This is a genomic window from Yinghuangia soli (assembly GCF_021502675.1).
In the GTDB taxonomy this organism is placed as follows: domain Bacteria; phylum Actinomycetota; class Actinomycetes; order Streptomycetales; family Streptomycetaceae; genus Yinghuangia; species Yinghuangia soli.
This window is the reverse complement of sequence record NZ_JAKFHA010000025.1, coordinates 72,943-91,864: the sequence shown is the minus strand read 5'-3', so window position 1 is coordinate 91,864 and position 18,922 is coordinate 72,943. Positions and strand designations below refer to the sequence as shown.

Below are 18,922 nucleotides of genomic sequence, written 5' to 3'. Positions count from 1 at the left end.
CTCCGCCCGGGCCTCTCTCCGAGCCTCCGCGCGCGAAACGGCAGCCCGTGATGGCACGGTCCCGCGCCGCCGCGCTCTGCGCAGGCCTGGCCCTGCTCGTCGGCACCGCCGCCGCCTCGCTCGGATTCGCGGCCCCCGAAACCGCCGACGAGTGGGTCATCTGGTCGCTCATCGTGGGCGCGGGCCTGGCCGGCTCCGCGGCCGCGGTCGCCTTCCACGGCCGGGCATCCGCAGCGTGCTGGCTGGCCGCCGCGGCCGCCGCGACGGCGGCTGCACCCCTCGTCCGTGCGGCCGGAAGCGTCCCGGCCGCCAAGGCACTTGCCGTCCTGGGGATCAGCGTCCTGTTCCCGCCCGCCCTGCTGCGCGCCGTCGAGGAACCCGTATCGCGCCGACTGGCCCGCCTGGCCGACGCGGGCGCCGTCGGCACCGGGCTCGCCTGCGCCGCGACGTCCGCCTGGGGCGGCGATTCCGCCCGCATCGCCGCGACCCTGGCCTCCTTCGTCGCGGTCGGCGCGGGGCTGACGGCGCTGTTCGAGTCCGGCTCGCAGGACGACCGGCGCCGCGTACTGTGGCTGGTCTTCGGCGCGGCCGTGTCGACGCTCGGCGGCATGCTCTACTTCGCCGCCTTCGGTTCGGCCGCCATCGGGCACCGCACCGAGATGGTGGTCTCCGGTCTGCTCTGCCTGATCCTGCCCGCCGCACTCACCGTCGCGCTCGTCGCTCCGCACGCCGTGGACGTGCGCTCCGTGATCCGCAGCGCGAGTGTCCTGCTGGTGATGCTCACCCTGAGCGCCGCGGTCTACGAAGGTGTCGCCTCGGTATGGGAGATGGCCGCGGGGGAGCGGCCCGCCAAGGGCGTCCCGGCACTGCTCGCCGCCGCGATCGCCGCGGGCTACCAGCGCGTCCGCCTCAGGGTCGAGGCGAGCATGGACGAGATGCTCTTCGGCCGCTCGGCGGACGCCGTGGAGACCCTGACCCGCCTCGGCACCGACCTCACCGCGGGCGCCCCGCCGCCGCTGTGGCTGCACACACTGCGCACCACCCTGGGCGTCCCCGGCATCGCCCTGCGGCAGGACGGCGAGACGATCGCCACCGCCGGGACCGTCGACACCCGGCACACCGCCGTCACCCCGCTCCGCGCCGGCCAGGACGAGGTCGGCGACCTCGTCGTCGGCCTGCCACCCGGCCACCTGCGGCTGCCCCCGGGCGCCGCGGCCGTCGTCGGCCTGGTCGCCGCACCGCTCGCGCAGGCCCTGCACGCCGCCCGGCTCGGCGAGCAACTCCGGGTCTCCCGCGGCCTGGTCGTCACCGCACTCGAAGAGGAGCGCCGCCGCATGCGCCGCGACCTCCACGACGGCCTCGGCCCCACCCTCACCGGCATCGCCTACAGCGCCGACGCCGCCGCCAACCTGGTCCGCACCGACCCGGACCGGGCCGTCGAGACGCTCCGCGGCCTGCGCGGCGACGTCGGCGACGCCATCGCCGAGATCCGCCGCATCGTGTACGGCCTGCGCCCCCGCGCCCTGGACGAACTCGGCCTGGTGGACGCCATCCGGCAGCGCATCGCCCCGCTGCGCGCCGCCGACGGGCGCCCGCTCGCGGTGGTCATCGACGCCCCCGCGGTACTCCCGCCGCTGCCCGCCGCCGTCGAGGTGGCCGCGTACCGGGTCGCGGTGGAGGCCGTCACCAACATCGCCCGGCACGCCGCGGTGGCCGCCGCCACGCTCACCCTCGACCTCCCCGGCGGCGCCGCGCTGCGCGTCGCGGTCGCGGACCGCGGGCCGTCCACCGGCCCCTGGCGGCACGGCGTCGGCATCCGGTCGATGCACGAACGCGCCGAGCGCATCGGCGGGACGCTCACCATCGAGACCTCCCCGGACGGCGCCACCGTCACCGCCGTCCTGCCGCTCGCCATCCCGGCCTGACCGTCACTCCTCCGGAGCGTGGATGCGGTAGCGGTGGTGGGCGCGGGTGATCCGCCAGCTGTGCCCGTCCGCGGGCGGCGGCGGCACCGGATGGCCGGCCGGGAACGCGGTCACGGTCAGCCGGGACGGGTCGACCTCCGGCGCGTCCTCCAGGCGGTGCCGCAGGATCTCGGCGGCGATCGGGTCGCCGTGCCCGACCGCGGTGCCGTCGCTGCCGATCGCCAGACCGGGGCCCTCCGGGCCGTCCGGCTCGTAGATCCCCCACGCGACCGGCGTCCCGTACCGCCCGGTGAACAGGACCGCACGCGGGTCCGACAGGCTGACCCCCCACCAGCGCCGCTCGGTCAGGCCCGGGACCCGCCCGATGTCCACGCCCGCGGTCTCCGCGAGCGCGCGGATGATCTCGACGTCCTTGCCGGTCAGCCCGTCGCCGACCACCGACAGCCCGGAGCCCAGCCGCCGGCTGTGCGGATCGGCGCCGTGCGGCCCGCGGAGCTGGAGGAAGCCGCACTGCGTCACCGACACGCTGTGCAGCACCGGCCCGGCGCGCCGCATCGCCACCGACAGTTCGAGGCCCGGACGCAGCCACACCGGTGCCACCAGCAGCCCGCCGTCCGCCAGTTGCTCGCGCCACGCGGGCGGGATGTCGTCCACGCCGATGGTCGATTCGAGGCGGTCGTACGGCGCATTGCCCGGGACGCCGAGCCAGCCGTCGCCGCGCCGCAGATCCAGCGGGGTGCCCTCGCCCGGCGCCAGCTCGGCGAGCCGCGCCGCGGCGCCCAGGAGCAGCGCGTCGTCGACCTCGATGCTGGTCACATGGCCGCCGGGCCCGGTCAGCTCGGCCAGCAGCGCGGTGTTGTAGCCGCTGCCGGTGCCCACCTCCAGGATCCGGTGTCCGGCCCGGACGTCGAGCTGCTCCAGCATCAGGGCCACCATCGCGGGCTGGCTCACCGTGCTGATCGGCGCCCCGGACCGGTCGGTGGCCAGCACCACCACCCGGTCCGCGTACGCATCGCGCAGCTCGGTGCCGGGCGGCGTGAACCGGTCGCGGGGCACGGTGTCCATCGCCCGGGCGACCTCGGGCGAGTCCAGCCGGCCCGCGGAGCGCAGCTCGTCGACCAGCCGGCGCCGCAGGCGTGCGGCATCGTCGGCGCCGGGCGCGCTGCCGACGGGCTCGTGTTCCACATTCGAGTTGTACCCGCTCCGGGGGACGAGAGCCAGCATGACCGGGCAAACCGGAAGGCGTCACCGCGCGGCGGAGCCGGTTTCCGGTCAGCCCCGGGCGTCCGTGAGGGCCTTGTCGAGGATCTCCACGGCGGTGTCGATCTCGGCGTCCTCGACCGTGAGCGGCGGGGCCATCCGCAGGCACGAACTGATGCCGCCCGACTTGGCGCGCACGATGTTCATGCACAGCCCGGCGCGCTCGCACGCCTCGGTCACGGCGTCCCCGTACGCCACGGCCGGCTTGCGCGTGTCCCGGTCCTCGACCAGCTCGACGCCCCACAGCAGGCCCATGCCGCGCACCTCGCCGATCGCCTCGTGCCGCGTCTGCAGCTCGCGCAGGTGCGCGCCGAGGCGCTCGCCGCGCTCGAGGGCCCGCGCGGCCAGGTCCTCCTCGCGCACCACGTCCAGCACGGCGAGTGCGGCGGCGGCCGGCAGCGGGTCCGACATGTGCGAGGTGTAGTACATCAACCCCCGGTCGTACGCCTCCTGTTCGATCGCGGCACTGGTCATCACCGCACTGATCGGCAGGCCGCCGCCCAGCGTCTTGGAGACCGTCAGCAGGTCCGGCTGCACGTCGAAGACGTCCATCCCGAACATCGCCCCGAGGCGCCCGAACCCGGTCTGCGCCTCGTCCAGGATCAGCAGCATGCCGCGCTCGTGCGCCAGCCCCGCCAGCCGGGCGAAGTAGCCGGGCGGCGGCACGAGCACGCCGCCCGCGGACAGCACCGGCTCGGCGATCACCGCGGCCGGAGCGCCGTTGCTCTGCTCGTCGTACTGCTCGAACCCGACCTCCAGGCAGGTCATGTCGCACGCGTCTTCGCAGTGCTTGACGGGGCAGCGGTACGCGTACGGCGCCGGCAGCGCGTACGTCCCCGGCACGGTCGGACCGTGGCCGCGCCGCCCCGCGCTGTACGTCGACCCCTGGCTGCCCGCCGTCATGCCGTGCCAGCTGCGCGTCAGCCCCAGGACCTCGAACCCGCCGGTGACCGTCTTCGCCATCCGCAGCGCGGCCTCGTTCGCCTCCCCGCCGGTGCTCAGCAGCAGCACCCGGTCCAGGCCCTCCGGCGTCATCCCGACCAGCGCCTCGGCCAGGTCGAGCACCGGGGGAGCGAGCATCCGGGAGTTTAGGTGCACGGTCTCGCGCAGCGCCCGCTCGATGGCCTCGGTGATGCGCGGATGGCTGTGCCCGATGGTGGCGCAGATCTGCCCCGAGGTGAAGTCGAGGATGCGGCGCCCCTCGGTCGTCTCCAGCCACGACCCGGACGACCGGGCGATCACCTCGGGCCAGAACTCCCCGGCGTAGCGGACCATCAGCTCGGCGCGTGCATCCACGGCAATCCCCTCTCCACGGCGGCCCTCCGTCGGCCCGGCCGCTCCGCGGCCGCCCCTCGACCCGCGTTCCCTTCGATGCTGGGGCACCGCGACCCTTCGAAACCAGCGCATCTTTTCGATCGGTAATCGTGGAAGAATTCGAACGGTGATCGACCTCCACCGCCTGCGCCTGCTCTGCGAGCTGCGCCGCCGCGGCACCGTCGCCGCGGTGGCCGAGGCGCTCTCGTACAGCCCGTCCACCGTCTCCCACCAGCTCGGCGAACTGCAGCGCGAGGCGGGCGCGGTGCTCTTCGAACGCGTCGGCCGCCGCCTCCGGCTGACCGCCGCGGGCTTCGTGCTGGCCGAGCACGGCGACGCGCTGCTGGCCCGCATGGAGGAAGCCGAGGCCGACGTGGCGGCCAGCGCCGGCGCGGTCAGCGGACTCGTCCGGGTCGCCGCGTTCCAGACCGCCATCGGCCTGCTCGCCCCGGTCATGGCCCGGCTCGCCGCCGAACACCCCGGGCTGCGCATCGAGACCCAGGTGACCGAGCCGGACTACGCCCTCGCCATGCTCGAGGACCGGGCCTGCGACCTGGCGATCTGCGACGAGTTCGGCACCGGGACCCGGCGCGCCACGCCCGGCCTGGACTTCCGCGAACTGCGCCTCGACCCGATCCGCGTGGTGCTGCCCCGCGACCACCCCGCGGCCGGCCCGCCGGCGGTGCGGATCGCCGCACTCGCCGACGACGCCTGGGCGGCCGGCCGCCCGGACACCAGCCACGGCCGGTGGATCGAGGACGTCTGCCGCACCCAGGGCGGCTTCCAGCCCGACGTACGGCACCGCACCTCGGACGCGATGTCGCTGCTCTTCCTGGTCGGCGCCGGACAGGCCGTCACCCTCCTGCCCGAACTGGCCCGCGCCGACCGCGACCCCGGCGTCGCCGTGGCCGCCATCGACGGCCCGCCCGTGTTCCGCCGCATCCTGACCGTGGTCCGCGAAGCATCCATCAACCACCCCGCCCTGGCCGCCATACGCGACGCCCTGCGCCCTTGAGGCACCCGGGCGGCCCCCCGCGATCCGGCGCCGGCTGCCGAGTGGCCGGGGCGGGGGGTGCGTGTCATGGTCGGGGGAGTGGCCGAGCCGCGCCGCGAGGACGCCCGGTCCGCTTGACCGACGGCACGCCGGACGAGGAGACGCCGCCATGACGACCACCCCTGGGGACGCGGACTCCGACGACACCCCTGCGGACGCCGGGCTCCAAGAGGCATTCGCGTTCACCTGCCTGCACTGCGGCCACGGCTGGGAGCAGACGTACGACGTCGAGATCCACCTCGACGCCGACAACCGCGAGTTCCGCTACTACTACGCCGACGGCAAGCGGGTGCCGCCGCCGCTCATGGCGGAATGCCCCAACTGCGGGGAGCGCAAGGCGCGGATCCTGCGGGCCGGGGTGGTGGCCGCGGTCCTGGCCCAGATGCCGCACCACAAGCACGGCACGCACTGGCGGTTCCACCGCCACAAGTAGCCGACCGCTGCCGGTCAGCCGTTCGGCCCATCGGCGGGCAGGCCGTCCACCGCGAGGCTGCGGTTGCCGTACTCGGACCGGCCGGTCAGCTCCGCACCGAACCAGTCCGGCGGCACGAACGCGGCCGCGGCGCCGGCGTCGGGGAATTCGACCTCGACGGTCAGCAGGCCGGCCAGTGCGCCGTCGTAGACGTCCACGAAGTACGTGTGCCCGTCCTGGTCGAGCGTGTGCCGGGTCTTCTCCAGCCGGGCTCCTTCGGTGGTGGGCCACAGCGCCTCGAACTGCGCCGCGGTGAGCTCGACCTCGGTCTCGCCGCGGACCAGGCCGCTGCCCGTCTTCACCGTGACGGTGTGCACCGCGTCGGCCTGCCGCAGCCGTACCTCGGTGCCGGAACCGCGCGTCACGTAGCCCTGCCGCAGCCGGGCGCCCGGCACCTCGAACTCCGGCAGCTTCCCGACCGCGAACTTGCGCTCGACCTCGATCCCCATGGCCTCTCCTCGTCTCGCTGTGTCCGTGCCCTTGCGTAGGATTCCGGGGTGATCCGACTCGTCGCCACGGACCTGGACGGCACCCTGCTGCGCAGCGACGGCGGGCTGTCCCCACGGACCCTGCGGGCGCTGCGCCTGGCCGCCGAGGCGGGAGCCGACGTCGTGCTGGTCACCGCACGGCCGCCGCGATATGTCGACGCACTGGCCCGGCGGTACGGGCTCACCGGTACCGCGGTGTGCAGCAACGGCGCCCAGATCTACGACATGGCCGACGGCCGCGTCCTGTCGTCCAGCCCGCTCGAAGTCACCGCGGCGCGCGAGGCGGCGGCGCTGCTGGGCCGGCATGTGCCCGGCGTCGGATTCGCCGTGGAGACCGGCCTGCACGTGGTGTTCACACCCGGCTTCGAGCTGCGGTTCTCCTCGGACGGCGGCACGGCCGAGTTCGGGGTCGGCGGGCTGGAGGAACTCTGGTCCGCCGCCACGCCGATCGTGAAACTGCTGGCCTGGTCGGGTACGTGGACCGCGGACGCGATGCTCGCGGCGGTCGCCGCGGCCACCGCGGCCGGCTCCGGGTCCGCTTTGCAGGTCACGCACTCCGGCGGACGGGGGCTCCTGGAGATCAGCGCGTCGGAAGTCAGCAAAGGCGCGGTCCTCGCCGGGCTGTGCCAGGCGCGCGGGATCGATGCGGCCGATGTGCTGGCGTTCGGCGACATGCCCAACGACCTGGGCATCCTGGGCTGGGCGGGCTCCGGCTGGGCGATGGCGAACGCGCACCCGGAGGTGCTCGCCGCCGTGCCCCGGCACACCGCGTCCAACAACGAGGACGGCGTCGCCGCGGTGCTGGAACGGCACTTCGGCTGAGTGCGCGGAGCGCCGCGGCGCGTGGCGCCCGGCGCGGCGGCCGGTCAGTAGCGGCCGAACGAGCGGTCCGCGCGGCCGCCGGCGCCCGCGCACGAGAACGCCGCGACCACCGCGAACCCGCTGGCGATCGAACAAGCGCTGATGATGCGCGGCGACGCGTCCAGCAGCCGGGGCAGCGTGATCAGCAGGGCCATTGCGTACAGACCGAGGAAGCCCAGCGCCCGGAACCGCCGTGCCGTCGGATGTGCGTGCGGGGCGAGGAAGCGCGGTCCGCGGCCGGTGTCCACAGCCCAGGCCATCGGCAGCAAGGTCGCCGACGCGACGACCAGGACGGTGACGTGGGCGAGCATGCGGACCCCGATCTGCACAGTGCGTTCGTATGTTTGCCGACAATTCATGGTGCCTTATCCGGGCAGACACTAGCGCCGACTCGGCCGGGGCGAAACGTGCGCTTTCGGAGACGGCGGCCGGAACCGGGTGGAGGTAACCGGCATAGCGGGCGACTTGCCGGGGCGGCCGCGGCGGAATGATCGTCCGCGGACTGCGGTTGTCGGCTGGAGAGTTCCGTCCTCGTCCCCAGGAGCAGAACATGAGCAGCATCGCCGTCCGCTACGTCGGAGGCCCCACCGCACTCGTCGAGATCGGCGGCCTCCGGCTGCTGACCGACCCCACGTTCGACCCGCCCGGCGACCATCCGGTCGGGAACCGGGTGCTGGTCAAGACCGCCGGACCCGCCCTGACTCCGGGCGACGTGGGGCCGGTCGACGCCGTCCTGCTGTCCCACGACCAGCACCCCGACAACCTCGACGACGCCGGGCGCGACTTCCTCGCCGCCGCGCCGGCCGCCTTCAGCACCGGCTCGGCGCACGAGCGGATCGGTGCCGCCATCCGGGTGCTGCCGAACTGGGAGACCGCCGAACTCGCCCGCCCCGACGGGGGAGTCCTGCGGATCACCGGCGTCCCGGCGCAGCACGGCCCGGACGGCACCGAGCACCTCACCGGCGAGGTCACCGGCTTCGTGCTGGCCGGCGACGGGCTGCCGACGGTGTACGTGAGCGGCGACAACGCCTCGCTGGACGTCGTCCGCGCCATCGCCGAGCGAGTCGGTCCGGTCGACGTCGCCCTGCTGTTCGCGGGCGCCGCCCGCACCCCGGTCGCCGACGGACCGCTCACCCTGACCAGCGAACGCGCCGCCGAGGCAGCCGAGATCCTGGGCGCCGCACACGTCGTCCCGCTGCACTTCGAGCACTGGGGGCACTTCACCGAGGGCCCCGACACCCTCGTCGCCGCCTTCGCGGCCGCCGGGCTCTCGGAGCGCCTGCACCTGCCCAAGCCGGGCGACCGCATCGAGCTGTAGCGGGATCCGCAGCGCTTCCCGGCGGCACCGCAGGACCTGGACGCCCGGGCTTGTGTCAACTTTGATTGACGCGAGCCCGGGCGTCAACTTATGTTGACAGCATGAGTGAGACCAAGCAGCTCGCCGACGCCGCGGCCAGCCGCGACCCCGCGGTCGGACTCCGCGCGGTCCGGGCCCTGCGCGACCTCGCCGACCGGCTCGAGGCACTGCAGGTCCGCAGCGCCCGCGAACAGGGCTGGTCCTGGCAGGAGATCGCGGCCTGCCTCGGCGTCACCCGGCAAGCCGTGCACAAGAAGCACGCCGCCACGGGGCGGTTCCGGAGCAAGGAGGACTGACCATGTTCGAACGTTTCACCGACGACGCCCGCCAGGCCGTCGTGGCCGCCCGCGAGGAGGCCCGGCGCCTCGAACAGGCGACCATTGCCCCCGAGCACCTGGTCCTCGGCGTGCTCGGCGTGACCGGCGACCCCGTCGTCCGCACCCTCGCCGACGCCGGGATCGACCTGCCCACCGCCCGCCGCGCGGTCGAGCGCGCGGACGGTGTCGACGCCGCCGCGCTGGAGAGCATCGGCATCGACTTCGCCGAGGTGCGCCGCAAGGTCGAGGCCGAGTTCGGCTCCGGCGCCCTCAGCGGCGCCGGCCGCCGCGGCGGCTCCAGGACCGGCATCATCCGCTTCGACCGCGACGCCAAGAAGGCCCTGGCCCAGTCCCTGCGCGCCGCCCTCGCCCTCGAACACCGGATCATCGCGCCCGGCCACCTGCTCCTCGGCGTCGTCCGCGCGGGCGAAGGCGCCCTCCCGGTGATGTTCGCCGAACAAGGCGTCACCCCGGCGGGCTTGGCGGACACCGTCACCCGCACGATGACCGCGCCCTCGTAGGCGGCCCGGCCGCCTTCGTGGCAGAGCCCGCTTGTACGGTGACCCCCGACCACGGACTGAGGGGACCCATGTCGCTGCACGAGATCGAGGACATGGTCGCGGATTCGGTGCGGCTGCTGGACGCGCACAGCGCGCCCGACGACGACCGGGTCCGGGACTGGTACGCCGCCCTGTACGAGTTCCAGGGGCAGTTCGACTGCTCCTTCACCCACTTCCGCGTGATGGACGTCCTGCTGCGCCGCCGGTACGCCTACCGCTTCCCGCTCGACCGGCACCCCGACCATGCCGACCGGAGCGCCTACTTCGCCGGGCTGACCGAGTTCACCGGACTGCGCACCTTCGACGAGGACGCGCCCGACTTCGCCGGATACGACTCATGGCTCGACGACGGCTACGTCGACCCGCCGCACCTCTACTGCGACGCCGGCACCGCCCTGTGGCAGCGCATGGTCGCGGCCGGCGACCTCGAGGGACCCGACGCCGCACCGCTGCGCCGCACCCCGCTGATCGACGCCGTCGCCCGGGTCGCGGCCGCCGCCGAGCAGGAGCGGGACGTGGAACTCATCGGCCTCTGGTACGGATTCGGCTGCGAGGTCCTCGTCGGCGGCGCCTCCGGCGTCGTGCCCTACGACGTCGGCGAACTCGACGAGATGCCGGTGCTCCGGGAACTGCGCGACGTCGTCCGCCGCACCGGCGCCCTGGACGCCGCCCGGCAGTCGCCGTACGCCGCCTCGCCCGAGTACGCCGAACACGCCGAGCTCGAAGCCTGGTGGTGGGATCTCTAGACGCCGATCAGCGACCCGAGGTCGGTGCGCGGCCGGATCAGGTCGTCCGGGTCGTCGGGCATGGCGAGTTCGCCGAACGCGACGGCCCGCAACTGGGTGCGCAGCGAGACGACCGCCATGCGCAGCGCGGTGTAGACCGTGTAGAACTCCCGGTCCGCGACCCGGTATCCGGTCCGTGCCTCGTAGCGGGCCGCGACGTCGTCCCAGCCCAGGAAGTCCGGCAGCCCGGGGACGCCGCGCCGCTCGGCACCGGACTGGAACCAGCCGTGCAGGTAGACCAGCCACGCCAGGTCGATCTCCGGGACCCCGACACCGGCCATCTCCCAGTCGAGCACCGCGACCGGCAGTGCGTCCTCGGTCCCGGTGCCGCTGTACATGATGTTGCCGATCCGCGAGTCGCCCCAGGACAGCACGGCCGGGCCCTCGGTGCTCGGCCAGTGCTCCTCCAGCCATGCGAACCCGGCGTCCAGCAGGGGTACTTCGAGGCCGTCCTTGGCCCACGCGGCGAACGCGCGCGTGGCGTCCACGTGCCGCCGCAGCGCCGAGCGGCCGTCGGCGGGAGTGCGCTCCAGGAACGCGAACCGCTCGGCCGCGTCCGGGATCCCGTGCAGCTCGGCCAGCACGTCGACGGTCGCCTCCTGCATCCGGGTGCGCGCCGCGGCATCCAGCTCGGTGACCCAGGAGCCGTAGACGTACGGCATGACGTCCGGCGGTATCCGGCCGTCCACATGGGCCATCACGAGGAACGGCGCCCCGAGCGCGCCCGGGTCCGGCTCGTGCCAGAACACCTCGGGCACCGGCACGCCGGTCGCCTCCCGCACCTGCCGCATCACCCCGAACTGGGCGGCGAGGTCGTACTCCGGGAATACCGGCACCACGGACTCCGGCGGCGCGAGCCGGACCACGACCCGGCGCTCGCCCGCCGCCGCCCAGCGCGCGGTGACCAGCAGCGTCTCGCTGGACATGCCGTTCGCGGACGGGGTGCGCAGCTCGACGACCGCCGCCTCCGGGTCGCCGACGCGCTTCCGCAGCCAGTCCTGGAACGCCGCGCGCAGCTGGACTCCGTCGCGGTCCGAGGTCCGCGGCCGCGCCGCCGCCTCCTGCGTCCCGCGCTCCTGCTCGGCACCCATGAGCCGACCGTCCTCTCGCCCGCCGATTTAGTGGACTCAATCAACCATATGCGGATGTGCAGTATCAAGAACCCGGGCGAGGCGGCCGGCCGTGCACATCCTCGCAGTCAGTCGTAGAGCGCCGCGGCGCGGCGGGCGGCCTCGGCGATGCGGGCGCGCATGTGCGGCGGGGCGAGCACCTCCGCCTCAGGGCCCAGGCGCAGCAGTTCGAAGTAGCCGATGTCCCACGACTCGATGCCGAGCGTCACCGCGACCCATCCGTCCCGGTCCGGCGCCTCCGCAGTGGCCAGCGCGTCGGACGCTGCGGTCGGCTCGAACAGGACGGCGAGGTGCTCGACCGCGAGCGGGCTCAGCCGCACCCGGACCTGCTCGCGCAGCATCGAGCGGGCGAACCCGCCGGACGCCTCCGACCAATAGGCGGCCAGGTCGAACTCCGGGTCGCGGTCGAAGCGTTCCTCGCCGGCCTCGGCCGTCTCGAAGCGGTCCACGCGGTACGTGCCGACCCGCCCGGACGACCCGCGGGCCGCGACGTACCACTGCCCGGCCTTCAGGACCAGGCCGTAGGGCTCCAGCCGTCGGTCCCGGGAGCCGCTGCGCGCCGCGTACCGGGCATGCAGGACGCGGTCCTCCCAGACCGCCCGCGACACCTCGCCCAGCAGCGGAGGCGTCTCGGCCTCCCGGAACCACGCGGGCGCGTCCAGATGGAAGCGCTGCGTCGCGGCGGCCGGCGCATCGCCCAGGGCCGCCGACACCTTCAGGCGCGCCGCGAGCGCCTGCCCGGCCAGGCCCATGTCCCGCAGCGGCCCCGGCAGTCCGGCCAGCAGCAGCACCTCCGCCTCGGCGCGCTCCAGACCGGTGAGCCGGGTGCGGTACCCGTCGACCAGCCGGTAGCCCCCGGCCCGGCCGCGCTCCGCGTACACCGGCACCCCCGCCTCGGCGAGCGCCGCGATGTCGCGCTGCACCGTGCGCTCGGAGACCTCCAGTTCGGCGGCGAGGTCGGCCGCGGTCATCTCGCGCCGGGACTGGAGGAGCAGCAGCAGCGCAATCGCCCGACTCGCTCGCATGCCGTGCCCACTTCCTGTTCGCTTCCCGGACCGCCCGACCACGCACCTCGGAGGGCCATTCTCGCGGTGGCGACCGGCGTCGGCACCGGCGCAGGGCCGATGCCGACGCCCCGGATCACCCGGCCGCCGCCCGCGCGGGACCGAGCAGCGGCAGGCCCGCCGCGTACCTGCGGAAGTATCCGGCCGTGGGCGTGCCGGCCGCGGCGACCGTGTCGGGCGTGCCCTGCGCGACCACCGCGCCGCCGTCCGGCCCGGCGCCCGGGCCGAGGTCGATCACCCAGTCCGCCGACGCCGCGACCGGGATGTCGTGCTCGGCCACCACCACCGTGTTCCCCGAGTCGAGCAGCACCTCCAGCGCGTCCACCACCTGCTGGACGTCGGACGGATGCAGCCCGGAGACCGGTTCGTCCAGGACCACCAGCCCGGCCTTGCCGCTCCCCGCGCCGCGCCGGATCGCCGCGGCCAGCTTCAACCGCTGCGCCTCGCCGCCGGACAGCTCGGTCGCGCTCTGGCCGAGCTGCAGGTACCCCAGCCCGACCTGGACCAGGGCCCCCAGGATGTCCGCGAGCTGCGGCGGCCCGGCGAAGCGCTCCGCCGCGTCCGCGACGGTCAGTTCCAGCACCTCGTCGATCGCCAGGCCCCGGTAGGTGACGGCCAGCGCCTCCGGCTTGTAGCGGCGGCCGTCGCAGGCATCGCACACCACCCACACGTCCGGCAGGAAGTGCATGTCCACCAGCTTGCGGCCGTGGCCCGCGCACGTCTCGCAGCGCCCGCCGCCCGCGGTGTTGAAGCTGAACCACGAGGCGTCCCGGCCACGTTCCCGGGCCGCATCGGTCCCGGCGAACAGCCTGCGGACGATGTCGAACGCCTTGCTGTACGTGGCCGGGTTCGACCGCGGGGTCCGGCCGAGCGGATCCTGGTCCACCACCGCGACCCAGCCGAACTCCCCGAGGCCGGAAACGGCCCGTACCCGGTCGGTCGGCCTGCCCGCCAGCGCCGCCTCGGCCTCCGCGCCGAGCGCACCCAGCACACTGCTCTTGCCGCTGCCGCTCACTCCCGTCAGGCAGGTGAGCCGCCCCGCGGGGAAGCGCAGCAGGTCCGCCGCCACGTTGTGGGCCCGCAGGCCGTGCAGCTCGACCCAGCCGGTACCGGCCCCGACCGGGCGGCGGGTGCGCCGCAGCCGCGGGCCCTCGCCGGCCAGGTAACGCCCGGTCAGCGACCCCGGATGCGCGACCGCGTCCGCAGGCGGACCGGACACCAGGACCTCCCCGCCCAGGCGCCCCGCACCCGGCCCCAGGTCGACCACCCAGTCGGCCCGCGCCACGAGTTCCGGGTCGTGCTCGACGAGCAGGACGGTGTTGCCGGCCGCCCGCAGTTCGAGCGCGATGTCCAGCAGATGCGCCTTGTCCGCCGGATGCAGCCCCGTGCCCGGCTCGTCCAGGACGAAGACGATGCCGTTCAGCTCGGTGCTCAACTGCGCGGCCAGCCGGGTCCGCTGCAACTCGCCGCCGGACAGCGTCGCGGCACTCCGGGACAACTGCAGATGCGCCAGCCCGAGCCGGTCCAGGATGCCGACGCGGCGGCCCAGATCCTGCAGCAGCGGATCGCCCACCGCGCGCTCGCGGACGTCCAGGCCGTCCGCGACCCGCCGCGCCCACCTGCGGACCTCGCGTACATCCGCGGCCAGCAACTCCGGGTAGGCCAGCCCACCGAGCCGCACCGACCGCGCGGCCCGGTCGTACCCGCTGCCGCCGCACGTGCCGCACGGCTCCTTGCGCATGTACGCGAGGTAGCGCTGCCTGGCCTCCGCGGACTTGGCGTTGCCGAACACCCGCTCGACCTCGGCGAGCGCGCCCCGCATCGGCTGGCTGGAACTGAACGTCATACGGGACTTCTCGTTCTTGTTCGGGACGTCGACGCTCGCCTCGACCACCTCGTCGCCCGTCCCGTACAGCACCGCCTGCCGGAACGCCTCGGGCAGCGACTCCCAGGGCTGCCCCAGGTCCACGCCCTGCTTCGCGGCCAGTGCCGGGACGAACATGTGCTCGTTCGAACGCCACTTCGCGAACCACGGCGACGCACCCTCGAACAGCGGCAGTCCGGGCCGCGTGACGATCAGATCCGGCTGCGCCTGCCAGCGCCCGCCGACACCGTGGCAGTCCGGGCAGCCGCCCTCCGGCGTATTGCGGTCGAAATGCGCCGTGGTCAGCGGGCCGCCCGCCGGGTCCGCCTCGCGGAGACCCGGCAGGCGCGAGTACAGCAGCCCGAGATGCCCGTCGATCCCGGTGAGCGTCGCGACCGTGGAGCGCGGATTCCGGTTCAGCCGCCGCTGGTCGACCGCAAGCGTCGCCCCCAGGCCTGTGATGCGGTCGACCTTCGGCCGGTTCCGCTGCGTGATGTACTGCCGCACGAACGGCGACAGCCCCTCCAGATAACGCAGTTGGGCCTCGCTGTGCAGCGTGTCGACGGCCAGCGACGTCTTGCCGCTGCCGCTCACCCCGGTGAACGCGACCAGCCGCCCCTTCGGGATGGCGACCGACACGTCCCGCAGGTTGTTCGTGCGGGCCCCGACCACCTCGATGACCCCGTACCCCGCATCCGCGGTGCCCCGCGGACGGGCAGTCACTGCTTCTCCGGGGCGGGCTCGGCCAGGGCCGGTGCGTAGACGGCCATCCAGTGCGGACGCACCCGGAAGTACACGACGTCGTGCTCCCAGTCGAAGGCGTCCGCGCCGTAGAACTCCTGCAAGTACGCCAGAACTTCCGGCCACTCCGGGTCCGCCGGGCGGCCCGCCGGATTGAGGGTCTCGGCGGTGCCGTGCACGAAGACGCCGAGCTCCTCGCCGCGCAGCAGAGCGACGCTGACCTGCGGGCGGGCGTCGAGATGCCGGGCCTTGGCGGCACCGCGCGCCGTGCCGAAATGCCACATGCCGTGCAGGAAATGCCCGTCCACCGCGCTGATGCGCGGCTCGCCCTGGGCGGTCACCGTGGACACGGCGAGCGTGCACATGCCGTGCAGCATTGCGGCCACCTGCGCGGCGGACGCCCGCGGTGCGGTGCCGACGATCGAGCGCAGATGCGCTGTCGCGCCGGACAGGGATGTGCCGAGAAGGCCCTGCAGACGGTCTAGTTCTTCCGAGGATTCGCGCATGGGCACGATGATCGATCGAATACCCGACACCTTCTGTCGGGATTTACCGCGTGTCCTCGAAAGGGACGGTCAGGGGACGGCGACGAGGTTGCGCTCGGTCGAGGACGGGGCGGGGACCAGGGCGGCCTCGGGGACGAGGTCCGCCGGGAGGTCTTCGGCAAAGCCCAGCGGGACGTACCCGATGCTCCGGCCGTCCGGACCGACCAGGCGTCCCATGCGCTTCACCACCTGGATGGTGACCGACGAATCGACCACCTCCATCCGCGGGAACCGCCGCGACCAGTCGGCTTCGACCACCGGCGCGTCCGAGGCGTGCCGCAGCCACAGCACGACCAGCAGATTCGCGCTCCCCGTGATCGACGCGCACATATGCACGTCGCCCAAGGTCGTCAGCTTCGCCGCGACATCTTCCAGGTCGGCCGCCGGGACGCGCAGCCACCACGTCGCGCAGATCGGCCACCCGGTCAGCGAACGCGCCACCTCGCAGCGGTAGCGCGCGAAGCCCGCCGCGGTCAGCCGGGCCAGCCGCCGGGCCGCGGTGACCCCGCTGACGCCCAGCCGCCGGGCCAGCTCCGCGGTGCCCAGGCGCCCGTTCGGCCCCAGGTGCGCCAGCAGCGCGAGGTCGTCCGCGTCCGGCGGCCGGACCGACCCGGTGGCGGCCGGGCGGGGGAGCGCGGCCAGCGCCTGCCGCTGCCCGTGGTCGAGCGCGCGCAGCCGCCACGCCCCCGAGTCCTTGTACAGCCGCAGCGGCAACTGCACCCGGATGCCGGTGATGCCCGGGACCGACGGCAGCGTGACCTGCAAGTAGTGGGCGAGCGATTCCGCGTCCCGGGCCGCCGCGCACATCAGCAGGTCGCGGTTGCCCGTCATGTACTCGATGTTGATCGCGATGCGGTGCCGCCGCACCGCGGCGATCGCCTCCGGGATCCGCCCCGGCGCCACGGTCAGCTCGACCAGCGCGACGCAGTTCGACGTGGTGACCGTGTGCTTGCCGGTCCCCATTCCCGGGAAGCAGGTCACCCAGGCCGAGCCGGTCGACTCCAGGCGGCGCCAGCGGCGCGCCAGCGTGGCCGGGTCGGCCCCCAGGATCGGCGCGAGTTCGGCCCACGACGCCCGCGGGACCATCTGCAGCGCATGCGCGAGCGCCAGGTCGAGTTCATCCAACGCGTCGGGGCCGCGTCCCGCTTTCGAATCGTGCACGTGCCGGTCCTTTCCGGATGCCTTCCGGCATCCACGGTCACAAACGCGCTGCCACCCGCAAACCTGGCGGAGGCCGATGGCACCTCCGTGGCCTGCTCACGACCCTGACAAGGACGACCGGTGAACCTGCTCCGCCACCACGACGGGACGCTGTTCCGCGATCTCGACCACGACGGCACGATGGCGCCGTACGAGGACCCGCGGCTTTCCGCCGAGGACCGCGCCGCCGACCTGCTGGCGCGCCTCACCCTGGCCGAGAAGGCCGCTTTGATGTGCCATGGCCGCTTGTATACCGCGCAGCCGGACACGTTCCCAGAGCAATGCCCGGCGCTGACCGACGCCGGGGTGTCCCATTTCCTCCTGATGTCGATGCCGGCCCCGGCCGTCATGGCCCGCTGGAACAACCACCTCCAGGACCTCGCCGCCGCCACCCGCCTGGGAATTCCGGTCACGCTGTCGTCCGACCCGCGGCACGGCTTCACCTCGAACCCGATGACCGCGCACCTGTCCGGCGGATTCAGCCGCGGACCCGAACCGATCGGCCTGGCCGCCACCGCCGACCCCGGCCTGGTCGCCGAATTCGCCGCGGCGATGGCCCGCGAACTGCGCGCGGTCGGGGTCCGCGTCGCCGTCCACCCGATGGCCGACCTGGCCACCGAGCCGCGCTGGGGCCGCATCCACGGCACCTTCGGCGAGGACGCGGACCTGGCCTCGGCCATGCTCGCCGCCTACATCCGCGGCCTGCAGGGCCAGGCCGGCGGCCCGGACGGCGTGCTGGGCCCGGACAGCGTGGCCGCCATGGTCAAGCACTTCCCCGGCGGCGGCGCCACCGCCAAGGGCGAGGACCCGCACTTCTCGTACGGCCGCTTCGGCGCCTACCCGGGCAGCAACCTCGAATACCACCTGCGCCCCTTCGAGGCGGCCCTCGACGCGGGCGCCGCCCAGGTCATGCCCGGCTACGGCATCCCCGTCGGCACCGGCATGGCCGAGGTCGGCGCCTGCTTCAACCGGGACGTCATCGTCGGCCTGCTGCGCGGCCGCTACCGCTTCGACGGCGTGGTCTGCACCGACTTCAACCTGCTGGCCGGCATGGACATCCCCGGCCGCGGGCAGCTCCCGGCCCGCAACTGGGGCGTCGAGCACCTGCCCTTGGCGGAGCAGGTCGGCATGCTGCTCGACGCCGACGTCGACCAGTTCGGCGGCGAGACCCGCCCCGAACTGATCATCGACGCGGTGCGCTCGGGCCGCGCCACCGAGGCCCGCGTCGACGCCTCGGTACGCCGCATCCTGCTCGACAAGTTCCGCCTCGGGCTCTTCGACGACCCGTACGTCGACCCGGACGCCGCCGCGGAGACCGTCGGCGCGGCCGGCACCGTCGCCCTCGGCCGGACCGTGCAGCGCCGCTCGCTCGTCGGCCTGTCCGGCACCCTGGCCGAGCCGCAGGCGGTCCGCACGCTGTACGTCGAGAACATCGACCCCCAGGTCGCGGCCCGGTACGGCACTGTCGTCGCCCGCCCCGAGGACGCCGACCTGGCCGTCGTCCGGCTGGCCGCCCCCTACGAAAAGCGCGAGGGCCTCCTCGAACAGGCCTTCCACGCCGGATCACTGGAGTTCCCCGAGGCCGAGACCGCCCGGCTGCGCGCCCTCGCCGCGACCGTGCCGCTCGCGCTGTGCGTCTTCCTCGACCGGCCGGCGGTACTCACCGGACTGCCCGAAGCGGCCCGCCTGCTGCTCGGCGACTTCGGCGCCGCCGACGACATCGTCCTCGACGCAGTCTTCGGACGCGCCGAACCAGGCGGCCGACTGCCGTTCGACCTGCCCTCCTCCATGCGCGCGGTCGAGGAGTCGCGCGAGGACATGCCGTTCGACACCGCCGACCCGCTCTTCCGGTTCGGCCACCCGGCCGCGCCGCGGCCGGACAGCGCGCAGCGTGCCGAAGGGGCGCTGCACGGGCGGCTCTGACCGCCGGCCGAGGGGCGAGGCCCGCGCCCCCCCCGGGGGGGGGCGGGCCCGGCCCCCCGGGG

The 18,922-nt window shown here is 74.3% G+C and carries 18 protein-coding genes; 9 read left to right on the top strand and 9 right to left on the bottom strand.

Translation table 11 applies throughout. From position 1 onward, the window contains the following. Nucleotides 1-50: 50 nt before the first annotated feature. The gene (locus LZ495_RS31110; protein ID WP_235056289.1) at nt 51-1,925 is read left to right on the top strand and encodes a sensor histidine kinase; all 1,875 of its coding nucleotides are present in this window, start codon (nt 51-53) and stop codon (nt 1,923-1,925) included. 3 nt (nt 1,926-1,928) lie between these two features. On the opposite strand, the gene LZ495_RS31105 is transcribed toward LZ495_RS31110, so the two are convergent. Both LZ495_RS31105 and LZ495_RS31100 read right to left on the bottom strand, forming a co-directional pair. After that, nucleotides 1,929-3,110, bottom strand: a complete 1,182-nt coding sequence (locus LZ495_RS31105) for a class I SAM-dependent methyltransferase (protein WP_235056288.1) — start codon at nt 3,108-3,110, stop codon at nt 1,929-1,931. Between the two features lie 87 nt (nt 3,111-3,197). Continuing rightward, a complete protein-coding gene (locus tag LZ495_RS31100) occupies nt 3,198-4,481 on the bottom strand; it encodes an aspartate aminotransferase family protein (RefSeq protein WP_235056287.1) in 1,284 nt (427 codons plus the stop codon). A 145-nt stretch (nt 4,482-4,626) separates the two neighbouring features. Between LZ495_RS31100 and LZ495_RS31095 the strand changes: the two genes are divergently transcribed. Continuing rightward, nucleotides 4,627-5,514, top strand: a complete 888-nt coding sequence (locus LZ495_RS31095) for a LysR family transcriptional regulator (protein WP_235056286.1) — start codon at nt 4,627-4,629, stop codon at nt 5,512-5,514. A gap of 148 nt (nt 5,515-5,662) precedes the next feature. Continuing rightward, nucleotides 5,663-5,986 (top strand): hypothetical protein, encoded by a 324-nt coding sequence (locus LZ495_RS31090; protein ID WP_235056285.1) that lies wholly within the window; start codon nt 5,663-5,665, stop codon nt 5,984-5,986. A 14-nt stretch (nt 5,987-6,000) separates the two neighbouring features. On the opposite strand, the gene LZ495_RS31085 is transcribed toward LZ495_RS31090, so the two are convergent. Further along, nucleotides 6,001-6,474, bottom strand: coding sequence for a CYTH domain-containing protein (locus tag LZ495_RS31085; RefSeq protein WP_235056284.1), 474 nt, complete (start codon nt 6,472-6,474; stop codon nt 6,001-6,003). A 48-nt stretch (nt 6,475-6,522) separates the two neighbouring features. Here LZ495_RS31085 and LZ495_RS31080 point away from each other — a divergent pair, with 48 nt between their 5' ends. After that, nucleotides 6,523-7,335: an HAD family hydrolase gene (locus LZ495_RS31080; RefSeq protein ID WP_235056283.1), complete on the top strand. Its 813-nt coding sequence runs from the start codon at nt 6,523-6,525 to the stop codon at nt 7,333-7,335. Nucleotides 7,336-7,379: 44 nt separating this feature from the next. Here LZ495_RS31080 and LZ495_RS31075 read toward each other — a convergent pair whose 3' ends face one another. After that, the gene (locus tag LZ495_RS31075) at nt 7,380-7,703 is read right to left on the bottom strand and encodes a hypothetical protein (protein ID WP_235056282.1); all 324 of its coding nucleotides are present in this window, start codon (nt 7,701-7,703) and stop codon (nt 7,380-7,382) included. Nucleotides 7,704-7,924: 221 nt separating this feature from the next. Between LZ495_RS31075 and LZ495_RS31070 the strand changes: the two genes are divergently transcribed. From LZ495_RS31070 to LZ495_RS31055, 4 genes are all read left to right on the top strand, one after another. Then, nucleotides 7,925-8,692, top strand: coding sequence for an MBL fold metallo-hydrolase (locus LZ495_RS31070; RefSeq protein WP_235056281.1), 768 nt, complete (start codon nt 7,925-7,927; stop codon nt 8,690-8,692). Between the two features lie 101 nt (nt 8,693-8,793). Next, on the top strand, nt 8,794-9,027 hold the full coding sequence (locus tag LZ495_RS31065) for a helix-turn-helix domain-containing protein (RefSeq protein WP_235056280.1): 234 nt from the start codon (nt 8,794-8,796) through the stop codon (nt 9,025-9,027). 2 nt (nt 9,028-9,029) lie between these two features. Then, complete coding sequence (locus LZ495_RS31060) at nt 9,030-9,569, top strand: Clp protease N-terminal domain-containing protein (RefSeq protein ID WP_235056279.1); 540 nt, start codon at nt 9,030-9,032, stop codon at nt 9,567-9,569. Between the two features lie 68 nt (nt 9,570-9,637). Then, nucleotides 9,638-10,354 carry a hypothetical protein gene (locus LZ495_RS31055; RefSeq protein ID WP_235056278.1) on the top strand — a complete coding sequence of 239 codons (717 nt, stop codon included), beginning with the start codon at nt 9,638-9,640 and terminating at the stop codon, nt 10,352-10,354. Here the strand turns inward: LZ495_RS31055 and LZ495_RS31050 are convergent. The 5 genes from LZ495_RS31050 to LZ495_RS31030 form a co-directional block, all read right to left on the bottom strand. Then, the gene (locus tag LZ495_RS31050) at nt 10,351-11,484 is read right to left on the bottom strand and encodes a phosphotransferase family protein (RefSeq protein ID WP_235056277.1); all 1,134 of its coding nucleotides are present in this window, start codon (nt 11,482-11,484) and stop codon (nt 10,351-10,353) included. The genes LZ495_RS31055 and LZ495_RS31050 overlap by 4 nt on opposite strands. A 107-nt stretch (nt 11,485-11,591) precedes the next feature. After that, complete coding sequence (locus LZ495_RS31045; protein WP_235056276.1) at nt 11,592-12,548, bottom strand: helix-turn-helix transcriptional regulator; 957 nt, start codon at nt 12,546-12,548, stop codon at nt 11,592-11,594. Between the two features lie 115 nt (nt 12,549-12,663). Then, nucleotides 12,664-15,174 carry an excinuclease ABC subunit UvrA gene (locus LZ495_RS31040; protein ID WP_235056275.1) on the bottom strand — a complete coding sequence of 837 codons (2,511 nt, stop codon included), beginning with the start codon at nt 15,172-15,174 and terminating at the stop codon, nt 12,664-12,666. Then, nucleotides 15,171-15,698: a pyridoxamine 5'-phosphate oxidase family protein gene (locus tag LZ495_RS31035; RefSeq protein WP_235056274.1), complete on the bottom strand. Its 528-nt coding sequence runs from the start codon at nt 15,696-15,698 to the stop codon at nt 15,171-15,173. The genes LZ495_RS31040 and LZ495_RS31035 overlap by 4 nt, the downstream gene beginning before the upstream one ends. A gap of 69 nt (nt 15,699-15,767) precedes the next feature. Next, on the bottom strand, nt 15,768-16,898 hold the full coding sequence (locus LZ495_RS31030) for an Lrp/AsnC family transcriptional regulator (protein WP_235056273.1): 1,131 nt from the start codon (nt 16,896-16,898) through the stop codon (nt 15,768-15,770). A gap of 120 nt (nt 16,899-17,018) precedes the next feature. Here LZ495_RS31030 and LZ495_RS31025 point away from each other — a divergent pair, with 120 nt between their 5' ends. Then, the gene (locus tag LZ495_RS31025; RefSeq protein WP_308268669.1) at nt 17,019-18,860 is read left to right on the top strand and encodes a glycoside hydrolase family 3 protein; all 1,842 of its coding nucleotides are present in this window, start codon (nt 17,019-17,021) and stop codon (nt 18,858-18,860) included. The last annotated feature ends 62 nt before the right edge of the window (nt 18,861-18,922 follow it).

Bases quoted from the DNA above. Each gene is read 5' to 3' on its own strand.
- LZ495_RS31110 (WP_235056289.1), top strand. From the start codon at position 51: ATGGCACGGTCCCGCGCCGCCGCGCTCTGCGCAGGCCTGGCCCTGCTC.
- LZ495_RS31090 (WP_235056285.1), top strand. From the start codon at position 5,663: ATGACGACCACCCCTGGGGACGCGGACTCCGACGACACCCCTGCGGAC.
- LZ495_RS31085 (WP_235056284.1), bottom strand. From the start codon at position 6,474: ATGGGGATCGAGGTCGAGCGCAAGTTCGCGGTCGGGAAGCTGCCGGAG.
- LZ495_RS31070 (WP_235056281.1), top strand. From the start codon at position 7,925: ATGAGCAGCATCGCCGTCCGCTACGTCGGAGGCCCCACCGCACTCGTC.
- LZ495_RS31065 (WP_235056280.1), top strand. From the start codon at position 8,794: ATGAGTGAGACCAAGCAGCTCGCCGACGCCGCGGCCAGCCGCGACCCC.
- LZ495_RS31060 (WP_235056279.1), top strand. From the start codon at position 9,030: ATGTTCGAACGTTTCACCGACGACGCCCGCCAGGCCGTCGTGGCCGCC.
- LZ495_RS31055 (WP_235056278.1), top strand. From the start codon at position 9,638: ATGTCGCTGCACGAGATCGAGGACATGGTCGCGGATTCGGTGCGGCTG.
- LZ495_RS31050 (WP_235056277.1), bottom strand. From the start codon at position 11,484: ATGGGTGCCGAGCAGGAGCGCGGGACGCAGGAGGCGGCGGCGCGGCCG.
- LZ495_RS31045 (WP_235056276.1), bottom strand. From the start codon at position 12,548: ATGCGAGCGAGTCGGGCGATTGCGCTGCTGCTGCTCCTCCAGTCCCGG.
- LZ495_RS31035 (WP_235056274.1), bottom strand. From the start codon at position 15,698: ATGCGCGAATCCTCGGAAGAACTAGACCGTCTGCAGGGCCTTCTCGGC.